General features: G+C 32.8%; 12 protein-coding genes. 11 read left to right on the forward strand and 1 reads right to left on the reverse strand.

Translation table 11 applies throughout. The features are described from left to right. Window positions 1–41: 41 nt before the first annotated feature. The 4 genes from J8M14_RS04030 (at window position 42) to rpsA (ending at window position 7,930) form a co-directional block, all read left to right on the forward strand. The gene (locus tag J8M14_RS04030; RefSeq protein ID WP_211073287.1) at window positions 42–2,852 is read left to right on the forward strand and encodes a gliding motility-associated C-terminal domain-containing protein; all 2,811 of its coding nucleotides are present in this window, start codon (window positions 42–44) and stop codon (window positions 2,850–2,852) included. Between the two features lie 6 nt (window positions 2,853–2,858). Further along, complete coding sequence (locus J8M14_RS04035; protein ID WP_211073288.1) at window positions 2,859–3,776, forward strand: type IX secretion system membrane protein PorP/SprF; 918 nt, start codon at window positions 2,859–2,861, stop codon at window positions 3,774–3,776. Between the two features lie 4 nt (window positions 3,777–3,780). Beyond that, window positions 3,781–5,826, forward strand: coding sequence for an OmpA family protein (locus J8M14_RS04040; RefSeq protein ID WP_211073289.1), 2,046 nt, complete (start codon window positions 3,781–3,783; stop codon window positions 5,824–5,826). 277 nt (window positions 5,827–6,103) lie between these two features. Beyond that, entirely contained in the window at window positions 6,104–7,930 is a 1,827-nt protein-coding gene (gene rpsA / locus J8M14_RS04045) for a 30S ribosomal protein S1 (protein WP_211073290.1), read from the forward strand. Window positions 7,931–8,010: 80 nt separating this feature from the next. Here the strand turns inward: rpsA and J8M14_RS04050 are convergent, their stop codons facing one another. Further along, complete coding sequence (locus tag J8M14_RS04050) at window positions 8,011–8,610, reverse strand: sigma-70 family RNA polymerase sigma factor (RefSeq protein ID WP_211073291.1); 600 nt, start codon at window positions 8,608–8,610, stop codon at window positions 8,011–8,013. Window positions 8,611–8,872: 262 nt separating this feature from the next. Between J8M14_RS04050 and J8M14_RS04055 the strand changes: the two genes are divergently transcribed. The 7 genes from J8M14_RS04055 to pdxH all read left to right on the forward strand — a co-directional run bounded on the left by J8M14_RS04055 (window position 8,873) and on the right by pdxH (window position 13,817). Further along, a complete protein-coding gene (locus J8M14_RS04055) occupies window positions 8,873–9,577 on the forward strand; it encodes an XRE family transcriptional regulator (RefSeq protein ID WP_211073293.1) in 705 nt (234 codons plus the stop codon). Window positions 9,578–9,792: 215 nt separating this feature from the next. After that, window positions 9,793–10,329 carry a bifunctional pyr operon transcriptional regulator/uracil phosphoribosyltransferase PyrR gene (gene pyrR / locus J8M14_RS04060; protein ID WP_211073295.1) on the forward strand — a complete coding sequence of 179 codons (537 nt, stop codon included), beginning with the start codon at window positions 9,793–9,795 and terminating at the stop codon, window positions 10,327–10,329. A 21-nt stretch (window positions 10,330–10,350) separates the two neighbouring features. Continuing rightward, window positions 10,351–11,280 carry an aspartate carbamoyltransferase catalytic subunit gene (locus J8M14_RS04065; protein ID WP_211073297.1) on the forward strand — a complete coding sequence of 310 codons (930 nt, stop codon included), beginning with the start codon at window positions 10,351–10,353 and terminating at the stop codon, window positions 11,278–11,280. Between the two features lie 6 nt (window positions 11,281–11,286). After that, window positions 11,287–11,619, forward strand: a complete 333-nt coding sequence (locus J8M14_RS04070; RefSeq protein ID WP_211073298.1) for a ribonuclease Z — start codon at window positions 11,287–11,289, stop codon at window positions 11,617–11,619. Between the two features lie 52 nt (window positions 11,620–11,671). Continuing rightward, a complete protein-coding gene (locus J8M14_RS04075; RefSeq protein ID WP_211073299.1) occupies window positions 11,672–12,127 on the forward strand; it encodes a thioredoxin family protein in 456 nt (151 codons plus the stop codon). A 62-nt stretch (window positions 12,128–12,189) separates the two neighbouring features. Continuing rightward, the gene (locus J8M14_RS04080) at window positions 12,190–13,095 is read left to right on the forward strand and encodes a ribonuclease Z (protein ID WP_211073300.1); all 906 of its coding nucleotides are present in this window, start codon (window positions 12,190–12,192) and stop codon (window positions 13,093–13,095) included. 74 nt (window positions 13,096–13,169) lie between these two features. Continuing rightward, the gene (gene pdxH, locus J8M14_RS04085; RefSeq protein WP_211073301.1) at window positions 13,170–13,817 is read left to right on the forward strand and encodes a pyridoxamine 5'-phosphate oxidase; all 648 of its coding nucleotides are present in this window, start codon (window positions 13,170–13,172) and stop codon (window positions 13,815–13,817) included. Window positions 13,818–13,819: the final 2 nt, after the last annotated feature.

Here is a 13,819-nt window from a genome sequence, read left to right on the forward strand (position 1 = left end):
ATGGGGAAAATTTATATTTTCGCAGAATAAATCAATCAATTTTGAAATATAAAACAAAGTTACTATTACTTTTTAGCATATTGTTTTTAGTTTTTCATATTGCTAATTCTCAGTGTGATAATGCGCAGACAATTACTATTTGTGATATGACTAGTATCGATTTTGATACGGATGGTAATCCCGATGGTATAATAAACTTGTATGATGAAACAGGTATTATTCCACAAGCTGGCGATGAATGGTTTGACCCAGATTTTAATTTTGCATTGGAATCAACTTCAGGAATATTGAGATTATGGGATTTGGATAATGCGTCAGTATTAGAGAGTGATTATAGATTTATTCTTAGAAACTCTAATTGCCCTAGTGGAATTATTACTACTGTAGATCTAATTTTAGGACCATATTCTGGAGAAGCTTTACCACCGGCTGGAATAAATGAAGTTAATATTGAAGTTTGTGATGTAGTAACACCTTGTTCGACGGCACTACCAGTTGATTTGGATTTGTTTGAAACTTTAGTTTCTTTAGATGGTGTTCCTCCACCGCATCTTAATGGTAGTTGGGAGTATATTGGTCCTTCGAACCCGAGTATTACTTTAATTGCTTCGGATTTTAATACTACCATACCTTATGTTCCTGGAGGAGATAGGGTTGATCAAGCGGATTATTTATTCAGATATACCGTAAATGGTATAGATCCACAATGTATTACTCCTTCTGTTACAGAAGTTAAAGTTTCTGTTGTTAGACCAGTATTTTCTGGATATGCATCTAAATATAATATTTGCGAAAATCGTATAAAAAATGGTGAGTTTGATGCTGATTTAAATTTACGTGATGATCGTTTCCTATTAAATGAGGATCTAGAAGGAACCTGGACTATAGATGGTGATCAGATTACTAGTCTTGATGATTCTACAATTAATTTAAAAACTTTATATGATGATATAATAGCATCAGAGCCAAGATTTGGTTGTAAGGAGTTTGAATATACATATTCTGTAGAACAACGATCCGGTGTATGTAATGATGATTCTTCGACTGTAAAGTTTACCATTTTTGAAGAACTTAAACCTTTTAGGCAAAAGGAACCATTTTTTGAAAGCTGTCCTGAAGATATTACTGGTACTACACGGGATCTGTTTGATTTCTTAGAATTTACAGAAGAAAATGGTGTGCTTTTCGATTATATAGATGGAAGAGAGCTTGATGATTATGTGTTATGGGAATTTGTAAGCGGCCCTTCTGATTTGGCTTTACAAGCTAATTTTGACGATATTACAATAACACCACCAACCGAAAGACATAGAGGGGTTATCAATATTAGTTCTGCAACAGTTCCAGGAGTCTATACTTTTAAGTATACTGTAAGTCCGTTACAGTTATGTCCTGATTTTGGTACTCAAGTCTTATTTGATGCTAACTTTTGTGAACCATCTTTAAATTTAAATCACCCTTGTGAAGCACTATCTACAGAAGTGGTATTGGTAGTTTTTCCTATAGATTATCCAGGAGAAGATACCGTTACAAGTATTTGTGAAACTCAAAGTTCTGTTAGCTTAATAAGTTTATTGGATTCTAATGGAGGAACTATTTCCACTACAGGAATATGGACAGATCAAAATGGGGATACTATTGATGATACCTTTGATGTTCCAGATAGTGGTAATCCGCAAACATTTTCATTTACTTATACTACAACAACTGGTAATGGATGTGTTAGAAGTGCTGACCTTGATTTGACAATTAATACTGCTCCTTTCGCAGGAGATGGAACTACAGCATCTTTATGTTCTGATAATCTTACAGTGACCCTCTTTAATTTGTTAGAAGGAAACCCTGATACTACGGGAACTTGGACAGGTCCTTTTGGTTATCGATCTACTGATCATTTAGGAGTATTTGATGCCAATGATGAAACATTACCAATTTTAGGGGCTGGTAATTATGTATATACCGTTCCTGCTAATGCAGGTTGTAATGTAGTCGATAGTGCAACGGTTACCATAACTATCGCAGATCCGATAGAAATAGGTAATGATGTTAATGAGACATTTTGTAAAATAGACGGAAGAGTAAATTTATTCTCATTGTTAGATAGAGATACTGTTAGGACTGGAGTTTTTGAAGATACGGATGGTACAGGAGCATTAACTCCGGAAGGTGTAGTAGAATTCGAAACCTTAACCAACGGTATTTATAATTTCAGATACGTAGTTGTAAATGCTTTGCCTTGTAATGAGTCATCACTTGTTGTTGCAATTCAGATTGTAGATCTGCCAGAACCAATCGTTCCGGATCAAGAATTTTGTATTCTGGATGCTAAAAGATTAGATGATATCGAAGTTGATGTGGCTAATTATAATTGGTATGAGGAGTTAAATAGTGATATGCCAATTATTGATAACCCTTTACTTATTGATGGACAAATATATTATATAGCTAATGTAGATGTAGATGGTTGTGAATCTGAAAGAGTAGCTGTAACCATTAATATCTTGAATACAGGAGAAAAGTTTTCTAACAAGGATAAGTTCTGTACTTTGGATTTTCAGGATGGTGTTTCACCAGATGGAAATAATCAAAACGATACCTTCGAAATGGTAAGAGATGTACCTAATCAACAGTATAATATTCCTGAAGCTTTCCCTGATTTTGTTATAAAAATTTATAACAGATATGGTAGTTTGGTATATGAAGGTAATATGAATACTGAAGAATTTAGAGGAGAGAGTAATGTTTCTCTCACTTTAGGAGATGACCTACCTTCAGGAACATATTTCTATGTTTTTGAACCTAATTTCGCAAATAATTTACCTATCCAAGGAAGTTTCTACCTAAGCAGATAAGCAGTAATGAAGACAAGATTTATTTTAAGTATGACAATCGCTTTCTGCTCAATAGTATATGCGCAGCAGGAACCACAGTATTCTCAATATATGTATAATATGAGCACGGTTAATCCAGCTTATGTAACCAATCAGAGTGGAATGATATCCACTGGTCTATTGTATAGAAATCAATGGACAGGGATAGAAGGAGCTCCAAAAACAGCTAATGTTTTTGGTAATATGCCAATGAGTGAAAAAATAGAATTAAGTATTAATTATGTAAATGATAGAGTTGGGGATGCTATTTCTGTCAATAACAATTACGTGAATGTAGATTTTGCATACATCACCCGAATTTCTGATCAATTTAAGCTGTCTTATGGTTTGAAAGCAGGAATTAATAATTTCAAAATTGATGCTGCCAGTTCTGATGTTGCTGATGATCCTGCTTTTTCAGATAATTCTTCTAAAACAGATCTGACTGTTGGGGCTGGTTTGTTTTTATTTAGTAATAATTTTTATTTAGGAATATCGTCCCCCAATTTGTTACCAAGTAATGTAAGTATTGGTGGTGTTGGGGTTTCAGAATCAAAAACACATCTGTATGCTGTTTCAGGTTTTGTGTTTGATGTTGCGAGTGAAGTTAAGTTGAAACCGTCATTAGTCTTCAAACAAGTAATTGATGCACCGCTAACATTTGATATTTCCTTAAATGCTTTGTTTTACGACAAATTCGAGCTAGGAGCTTCATATCGTTATACCGACGCTTTTGTAGCATTAGCAGGCTTTAATATTACTCAAAATCTAAAGATTGGATACGCTTATGATTTTAGTTTAGGTGATTTAGGTGGATACAATAATGGAAGTCACGAAGTGATCTTGCTTTATAATTTTGACCTATTAAACTTCAGTAAAAAATATACATCTCCAAGATTTTTCTAAAATTATGAAGACTAAAACGATACTGATATTAGCGCTATTGATTGTTAAGGTTTCTTTTGCTCAAAAGAAAAGCAGGGCTGATCGATTCTTCGAAAAAGGAGACTATATTAATGCTGCTATACAATACGAATTTGAGTTAAATAGAGAAGGGTATGAGAAACCTATCTTAGAAAATATATCCACTTCATATTATAATACTTTTAAGTTCAGAAAAGCATATCGATACCTGAAGATTTTAACATCCGGTAAATTTTATGGTAAAGACAAGTCGTATGATAATCAGTATAATTTTATGATGTATCAAGTACTTTCGGCATTAGGAGAATATGATAAATCATTAGTTTACTTGTCTTTGTATCAGAAAAATACTAACCAATCAGAATTAGATACATCTGAAGCGATCTCTACTATTGAAGCTTTTAAGTTAAAAGATGATGATTATACTGTACAAGCTGTAGACTTTAACTCTGAAGCTTCTGAATTTGGGGCGGTAAAATTGGATAGTGTAGTTTATTTTACTTCGGACAGGAAGTCTAACGGAATTTTGGATAAAAATTATAAATGGACGCATAGACCTTTTTTAAATATTTATAAAATTGCAGCAACATCTGAAATAGAATCTATACAAGGTAAAGTTAATTCAAAACTTCATGAAGGAAATTTTTGTTTTTCTGCAGATGGTAATACCATGTATATCTCTAGAAGTAATACAGAAAGAGGTAAGAAGAAATTTGATAGCATAAAAAATAATGCAATTCATCTATATAAATCTCAGAAAGTAGAAGGTGAGTGGTCAGTACCAGAAAAATTGAGCTTTAATAACATTAGCTACTCTATTGAGCATCCCTCGCTGAGTGTGGATGGCAAGAAATTATATTTTGCATCTAATATGCCGGGTGGTTATGGAGGTTTTGATATTTATTATGTAGATGTTAACTTAGATGGTACTTATGGAAAGCCTATTAATTTAGGGACTGAGATTAATACAAAAAACAGAGAACAATTTCCTTATATTTCTGAAAATGGACATTTGTTTTTTTCCTCTAATGGTCATCTGGGATTAGGTATGATGGATATATTTGTTTCTGAACAGAAAGAAGGAAAACTATCCGTGCCTATTAATTTAGGAGGACCAATAAACTCCAGTTTTGATGATTTTTCTTTGGCGTATTATAATGAAACCAAAGGTTATTTTGCATCTAACCGTAAAAATGTTGGTGATGATATCTATGCTTTTGAGCAGACAGGTGAAATCTTCCCGCGAGAATATGTTGCTCGTTTTGAAGTAAAAGATTTTGCTACCGATAATTATATTCCAAAAGCATCAGCTATTTTGTATAATAAAAAAGATGAGATTGTCTATGAAAGTCAGCTGGATTCTATAGCAGCTTTCGAAAAGAATGTACTACCGGGTAAATATGATTTCAAGGCTTCTGCTGATGGTTATAAGACAAGAACCAAGCCTTTAAAAATAAAAGAGAAGGAAGAAGAAACGTACGTTGTTTATCTAGAAAGAGAGAAAGATGAAACAACAAGTTCTGATAATAATACCGATATAGAGAATATTACCGATAAAACTAAAACCACCGAAGTCAATAAAGAAACGAAGAAAGAGGAGGTAACAAAAACCAGACTTAAAGAAATGCTTCTGGCTGATAAAGACGGACCTCCAGTGGTGGAAAAGAATGGTAAGCTTTATTTTGATTTACCTCCTATATATTTTGACTATGATAAATGGAATATCCGAGCAGATTCTAAAAAAGTATTAGATGACTTTGCTTTAAAGCTAGAAAAATACAAAACGGTTTATATAAAAATTAGCTCACATACTGATAGCAGGGGTACCGATGCCTATAATCAAGTGTTGTCAGAAAAAAGAGCAGAATCTACACGCAACTATCTGGCTTTAGTTGGATATGTAAACGCCAGAAGAATGAAATTCGAAGGCTTTGGTGAGTCACAACCGCTTATAAATTGTGATAACAAAGTCTGTACAGAAGAAGAGCATCAGACGAATCGTAGAAGTGAGTTTGAGATAGTGAAGTATTAAGTTTAGTTGATGAGTTTGTGAGAGGTGAGAATACCTAACCTTCAGGGGTATATTAATTTTCTTTTTAAAGAGGTTGGAGCTACCTACAATTTAATTACTAAAAAACTAAAATACTCATTTACTAAATAATTGTTTTCTAATAAATTAAATTGTACTTTTGCACTCCTTTTTGGCGAGTAAGAGAGTAAAAAGGATACTGTTTTAATTTAATTTTAACGCTTCTGTAGAATTTTCGCCTTGATTCTCAAATAGATACAGAATACAAATTTTATCTTCAATGTCTGAAGAAACAAAAAACACTGACGTTCAGGAAGTGGAGGCTCCAAAAGCAGCTCCTGCTGCATCTCCGCAACAAGAAAATCCTGAGCAATTTTTAAAAGATTTTAACTGGCACAATTACGAAGAGGGTATTGACCCTATCGCAGATTCTAAATTAGAAGAGTTTGAAAAGCTAGTTGCAGAAAACTTTGTTGACACCTTAAATGACGAAGTAGTAGACGGTACGGTAATTAACATCACTGATCGTGATGCTATTATTGATATCAATGCAAAAAGTGAAGGTGTTATTTCATTAAATGAATTCCGTTATAATCCTGATCTTAAAGTAGGAGATAAGGTGGAAGTATTAATTGACGTACGTGAAGACGCTACAGGTCAGTTGATTCTTTCTCACCGTAAAGCTCGTGTGATCAAAGCTTGGGATAGAGTAAATAACGCGCACGATACAGGTGAGATCGTGAATGGTTTTGTAAAGTGTAGAACTAAAGGAGGTATGATCGTAGACGTATTCGGTATCGAAGCGTTCTTACCAGGTTCTCAGATTGATGTGAAACCAATCCGTGATTATGATGCATATGTTGGTAAAACAATGGAATTTAAAGTGGTAAAAATTAACCACGAATTCAAAAACGTTGTTGTATCTCACAAAGCGCTTATTGAAGCGGATATCGAAGAGCAGAAGAAAGAAATTATCGGTCAATTAGAAAAAGGTCAAGTATTAGAAGGTACTGTTAAGAATGTTACTTCTTACGGTGTATTTGTTGATCTTGGAGGTGTTGACGGACTTATTCATATTACTGACCTTTCTTGGTCTAGAATCAACCATCCAAATGAGATCGTTGAGCTTGATCAGAAATTGAATGTTGTGATCTTGGACTTTGATGAGGCTAAGACTCGTATCCAATTAGGTCTTAAGCAATTAAAACCACATCCGTGGGAAGCTCTTGACAAAGAAGTTAAAGTTGGAGATAAAGTAAAAGGTAAAGTTGTTGTAATCGCTGATTACGGTGCATTTATCGAAGTAGAAGAAGGAGTAGAAGGATTGATTCACGTTTCAGAAATGTCTTGGTCTACACACTTACGTTCTGCCCAAGATTTCGTAAAAGTAGGAGACGAAGTAGAAGCTGTAATCCTTACTTTAGATAGAGAAGAGCGTAAAATGTCTCTAGGTATCAAGCAATTGACTCCAGATCCTTGGACAGATATTACTACTAAATATCCTGTAGGTTCTAAACATAATGGTATCGTTCGTAACTTTACGAACTTCGGAGTGTTTGTAGAGCTAGAAGAAGGTATTGATGGTTTAATTTATATCTCTGATCTTTCTTGGACTAAGAAAATCAAACATCCATCTGACTTTACTAATGTTGGTGATAAGCTTGATGTTATTGTTCTTGAATTAGATGTAGAAGGTCGTAAATTAAGTCTTGGACATAAACAAACTGAGGAGAATCCTTGGGATAAGTATGAAACTGAATTCGGTTTAGGAACTAAGCATACAGCAACAATCGCTGAAATTGTAGACAAAGGTGCTACAATAGATTTCAACGAAGATATCGTAGCGTTCGTTCCATCTCGTCATCTTGAGAAAGAAGACGGAAGCAAACTGAAGAAAGGTGATGAAGCAGAATTCCAAATCATTGAATTCAGTAAAGAATTCAAGAGAGTGGTTGCTTCGCATACTGCTATGTTTAAAGAAGAAGAAGCTAAAATCGTAAAACAAGCTGCTAAGAAAGCTGCTTCAAGTGCAAATGAAAAAACTACACTTGGTGATATCGATGCTTTAGCTGATCTTAAAGCTAAAATGGAAAAAGGAGGGAAGTAATAATTCTCTATACTTTTTTAAAATAAGTAAAGACCGCTCAAAAGAGCGGTCTTTTTTAATACCTCACTTTTGTTTACGTGTTATACTGCAATTAAGGACGTATTCTCTTTTTTCTTATATACTGTATTCAATTCTTTGTATATACTATCTCGGCATACCATAGTAAGTATTGCTTTTTTTGCTTCGAACTTCTTTTTTCTCGCATATCCTTCTGAATATCCTGTAATTTTTGAAATCTCTCGCATGCTTTTTCCTTCAAAAAAAAGATGTAATATTTCTTTTGAAGAACTACTTAGCTTAAGAAAATGCTTGCGATATAGGTGTTCTCTTTCTTTTATTTCTATTTCATCTAATATTATACAGGTATTAGTATCGTGATATTCAATAAAGGTGTTTGTTGTAATTGCTTTCTTTTTTGTGCGTAATCGATTACGCCATAAATTTTTGCATACACCATAAAAATAAGTGTTTATTGAGCAGTTTAAAATTAAAGAATCTGATCTTAATTTTTGATATATAACTACCAAAGCATCCTGGAATACATCTTCTGCATCTTCTTTATTACCAGAATTCTTAATGATATACATTTTAATACTCAAAAAGTTCTTTTTGTAAAATGCTTTTAATATTCTTTCATTTCCTGTTTTTATTCCATTAATGATTTTTTGGTCTTTCTGCATAGAATATCTCACTTTTATAGATTAGTTGTTGATGTTTTTCTTTTTATAAATAAAACTGTTGATGCTTTCTTTGTAGGCAGGTTTTAAAATTATTGAGTGTTAATATTTTAAACCTATTTATTTTTTAAGTTTAATATTTTATTTATATTTGATGAATTAAGTACAAATGTAGTCTAAAATATTAAACTTTTATAAGATTTTGTTGATTATTTTAGACTTATTTTTAATTTGTATGAGTGCTTATTTTTTTTAGAATTGAATTATGGATTTACATAAAATCAAGGAGTTAGCAGATAAGAAAGGGAAACAAATCAAGGAATTGATTGAGGAAACTGGTATAAAGAAGGGTACTTTTTTCAATTATATGAAAGAGAAAACACCTATTACATTAGAAGCTTTTCTTAAGATATCAGATGTTTTAAAGGTTTCTCCTACAGAATTATTGTCGATGGTTCAAAATATTAAACCAAATGGGAGTGGTGCTCAAGATAATTTGGTGTCTTCTGGAACTGATGACTATACAGTTATGATGGTTCCCTTAGTTAATCAGTACGCATATGCCGGATATTTAAGTGGTTTTGAAAACGAAGGTTATGTGGGGGAACTTCCTAAAATACCCTATTTAGCTGATAGGCAATATAAAGGAAATTATATGTTTTTTGAGGTAAAAGGAGATTCTATGGATAACGGAAGTTATGAAAGTTATTTAGAGGGTGATCTTATTCTTTGTAGAGAGGTAAATTCGACATTCTGGACTAGTAAATTACATATTAATAAATGGGATTTTGTAATTGCGCACAAGGAAGAAGGTATACTTCTAAAACGAATAGTAGAGCATAGAGTAGAAGAAGGAGTTTTGGTATTACATTCTCTTAATGATTATTATGAAGATATAGAAATTCAGATAAAAGATGTTGCTATGATTTTTAACGTAGTTGATGTTCGTAGGAATAGAAATCGGCGTTAACATCTGGTTTTTATTACTTGATTAGGCTTTTGTAAGTTTTTTAAAACAATAATACTGCTGGTTTTGTTTAAACATTTAGTTGTTGGTTATTGGAGATAAAGCATCTTTTTGGATTACCAACTTTTTAAAAAACTTAATTTTAATATTAGATGGTTCTAATGTTAAAAATCTAATATTTTCATTACTTTTGTATTCCAGATATCCATTTGGAGATTATGAGTCAAAAAATACTTCTTAGTGCGAAAGAGATAGATATTATTCTGCACCGTTTGGCTTGTCAATTAATAGAAAATCATACGCATTTTGAAAATACTGTTTTAATAGGTGTTCAGCCTCGAGGTACGTTTTTGGCAGATCGTATTAGACAGATTTTGGTGAATGAATATCAGGTAGAAGATGTAAAATTAGGTTATCTGGATATTACTTTCTATCGAGATGATTTCAGGAGAGGTGAGAAACCTCTTGAGGCAAACAAGACTCATATAGATTTTGTAGTAGAAGATAAAAGAGTAGTGTTTATCGATGATGTTCTGTATACTGGGCGGAGTATTAGAGCGGCTTTAACTGCAGTGCAATCTTTTGGTAGACCACAGGAAATAGAACTTTTGACGTTGATAGATCGACGTTTCAGTAGGCATTTACCTATACAACCTAATTATAGAGGGCGTCAGGTAGATGCTATAAATCAAGAAAAAGTAAAAGTGAACTGGGAGGAAAATGAAGGAGAAGATGCAGTATATCTGGTAAGCTAATAATTAAATATAAAGTAACGAATGAGCGAATTAAGTGTAGATCACTTATTAGGAATAAAATATCTAAACAAAGATGATATTAACCTGATCTTTGAGACAGCAGATCATTTCAAAGAAGTTATTAATCGTCCCATTAAAAAAGTTCCTTCGCTTAGAGATATTACGATTGCTAATTTGTTCTTTGAAAATAGTACCAGAACCAGGTTATCTTTTGAATTAGCAGAAAAACGTCTTTCGGCTGACGTAATCAATTTCTCGGCCTCTTCTTCTTCGGTTAAGAAAGGGGAAACACTTATTGACACCGTTAACAATATACTTTCTATGAAAGTAGATATGGTGGTGATGAGGCATCCTAATCCGGGAGCTGGAGTGTTTTTGTCAAGGCATGTTGATGCTAGTATCGTAAATGCAGGAGATGGTGCACACGAACACCCTACTCAGGCATTATTAGATTCATATTCGATAAGAGAACGCTTAGGAGAAGTTGGCGGAAAGAAAGTTGTGATTGTTGGAGATATTTTGCATTCTAGAGTTGCGCTTTCTAATATTTTTGCTCTAAAGCTTCAAGGAGCGGAAGTCAAAGTATGTGGCCCTAAAACACTTATTCCTAAATATATAGAAAAGCTAGGGGTAAAGGTTGAGGCTAATCTAAAGAATGCTTTGGAATGGTGTGATATAGCAAATATGTTACGCGTACAGAATGAACGAATGGAAATAAGTTATTTTCCTTCGACCAGGGAATATACACAGCAGTTTGGGGTGAATAAAAAGTTATTGGAAAGTTTAAATAAGGAAATTGTAATTATGCATCCGGGACCAATCAATCGGGGGGTGGAGATCACGAGTGATGTTGCTGATTCTAATCAAGCCATTATATTGGATCAGGTTCAGAACGGAGTAGCAGTGAGAATGGCAGTAATTTACCTTTTAGCTTCTAAAATTAAACGATAATAGCTTATGATTTTTAATAAAGACGGCACTACCACAATTATTACACAAGAAAAAACTACCATAATTGAATTTGTTCAGCGTGTAGAAAAAAAATATGATACTTTAAAAAATGATAATATTATTATTAATCTGTTTTCTTTAAAAGAAATATCGATTAATGATATCAATGAATTTTTGTTGTTATCCAATAAACATAAGGCATCAAGGCACTCTTTTGTTATTGTTACTGATAAGATCTCTTATGAAGAGGTTCCTGATGAAATTACTATTGTTCCTACATTACAAGAAGCATATGACTTGGTGGAGATGGAGGAAATAGAAAGAGATCTTGATTTCTAAAGAAAATATTATTTTTTTGTAATTAATTTGATCCTTTTTCGTCTTATTCGTTATGAATAAATTAGCCCCAGTTACTTTCGTATTGTTTTTTTTGTTTTTCAATTTTCTACAAGCTCAAGATTGGAAGTATGATTTTGAAGAAGCAAAAACTTTGGCAAAACAGAAAGATCAAAACATTGTATTATATTTTACAGGATCTGATTGGTGTGCACCATGTATTAGGTTGCAAAAGAATATTTTTTCTGATGATAAATTCAAAAAATTTGCAAAGAGCAACTTTGTGTGGGTAAAAGCGGATTTTCCCAAACGTAAAAAGAATCAACTTTCTGAGAAGCAGCAAAAAAAGAATGAGGAGTTAGCAGATCGATATAATAAACGATGGGTTTTTCCTGTGATTTTAGTTTTGAATAAAGAAGGCGAAGTAATTGGAGCAACAGGGTATAGAAGGAAATTAAATGCAGAAGGATATATATCTTTACTGACTTCTTTTGATTCTTTCGGAAGATAAATAGATTAATAAATAAGATTGAATTATATTCACGTTCTATTTAAAAAAGAGGGAAAATTATTTTGAAGCTTACAATTTTAGGTTGCTATTCTGCAACTCCAAGAACATTTACAAATCCAACTTCTCAAGTTTTAGAAATCAACAATCATATTTTTTTAATCGATTGTGGAGAAGGAACACAGGTAGAATTAAGACGAAATAAGATAAAGTTTTCAAGAATAAAACATATTTTTATTTCTCATCTTCATGGCGATCATTTTTTTGGGTTAATAGGATTAGTTTCTACTTTTAGGTTACTTGGTAGGGAAGAAGCTTTACATATTTACGGTCCTAAAGGAATCAAAGAGGCAATAACACTGCAATTAAAGTTATCCAATTCCTGGACAGATTATCCATTGCATTTCCACGAACTTACGAATACTGAATCAGAAGTGATTTTTGAGGATGAAAAGGTTGTTGTTAGCACCATTCCTTTGCAACATCGTGTTTATTGTAATGGTTTTTTGTTTAAAGAAAAACCAGGTGATCGAAAGTTGTTGATGAGTAAAGTCATGAACTATGATATTGATAAGGCTTATTATCGTTCTATTAAAAAAGGTAAAGATGTAGTTTTGGATGATGGTACTGTAATTAAGAATGCTGAACTGACAGATGATCCACACCCGGTTAAAAGCTATGCCTTTTGTAGTGACACTAAATATGATGAGCAAAAAATACCAATAATTACAGAAGCTACAGTTTTGTATCACGAGTCTACTTTTTTAGAAAGCCATAAATATTTATGTGAACGCACTGGTCATAGTTCTGCTATAGAAGCAGCTACTATTGCTAAAAAGGCTAATGTGGGTACTCTTATTTTAGGTCATTATTCTACTAGGTATGATAATATCGAACAATTTAAGGATGAAGCATTAACTGTTTTTGATGAGGTCGAGATTGGAGATGATGGTAAAGTCTTTGAGTTTTAGCATAGTGAAAATTATAAATACTTTATTGACTTCTACAGCTCAAAATAAGTAAATTGCATCAGAATTGATTTGCTATGAATAGAGATCTTAAAGATTATAGAAAATCTTATGAAAAACATTATTTGGAAGAAAAAGATCTTCCTGATTCTCCTTTTGAACTTTTTTCGAATTGGTTTAAGCAAGTAGAAGAGGCGGGGGGAATTGATGAAACAAATGCAATGACAGTTACCACTTCTGGGTTGGATGGTTTTCCAAAGTCTAGAATAGTTCTGTTAAAACATTTTGATAATAAAGGTTTTGTGTTTTATACAAATTATACTTCTGAAAAAGGAAAAGCAATATCAAATGATAATAAAGTTTGTATCTCGTTTTTTTGGCCAAATTTAGAACGACAAGTAATTATTAAGGGTATAGCCGAGAAAATTTCTAATCAACAAAGTACGGTTTATTTTCAATCTCGACCTAGAGGAAGTCAGCTAGGTGCTTGGGCTTCTGATCAAAGTGAGGCAATTACTTCTCGTGAAGTTTTAGAAGGAAAACTAAATGAATTAGAAGAGCAATTTAAAAATAAAGAAATTCCTAAGCCTAATTTTTGGGGTGGATATTGTGTAAAACCTGTAGAATTAGAATTCTGGCAAGGCAGACCAAATAGATTGCACGATAGAATCAGATATAGTAATAATAGTAAAGAAGATTGGAAGATTGAAAGATTATCTCCCTAACC

This window comes from Aquimarina sp. MMG016 (assembly GCF_018100805.1).
Taxonomy (GTDB): domain Bacteria; phylum Bacteroidota; class Bacteroidia; order Flavobacteriales; family Flavobacteriaceae; genus Aquimarina.